Annotated in this window: 1 protein-coding gene; it reads left to right on the top strand. The window is 69.4% G+C overall.

Annotated elements, in window-relative coordinates:
• Nucleotides 1-58: 58 nt before the first annotated feature.
• Nucleotides 59-330: Asp23/Gls24 family envelope stress response protein (locus PIJ49_RS16940; RefSeq protein WP_271827141.1), on the top strand; the 272-nt coding region annotated here is incomplete at its 3' end.

The raw sequence follows: 330 nt of genomic DNA, 5'->3' as shown, positions 1-330 counted from the left end.
ATCCGTGAACAGCAACCGCTGGGAACGAGTCCCGGCGGGTCCTCGAAGGGAGACACCAATGGCTGACACCACCACCAACCTGACCGCTGCCACGACCCGCTCGGCGGGCACTCACGCCTCGGCTGCAGGCACCTCGGGCAAGACCACGATCGACGACACCGTCGTGTCGAAGGTCGCCGGCATCGCCGCTCGTGAGGTCAACGGGGTGCACTCGCTGGGCGGCGGCGCTGCCCGTGCGATCGGCGCGATCCGTGACGCGATCGGGCAGCGTGACCACGGTCAGGGCGTCAAGGTCGAGGTCGGCGAGAAGCAGGTCGCCGCGGACGTCGT

It is taken from the genome of Curtobacterium uvaldense, from assembly GCF_028307415.1.
Classification (GTDB): Bacteria; Actinomycetota; Actinomycetes; order Actinomycetales; family Microbacteriaceae; genus Curtobacterium.
Note: the sequence above shows the minus strand (reverse complement) of the source record. Positions and strands in the feature narration are given on the sequence as shown.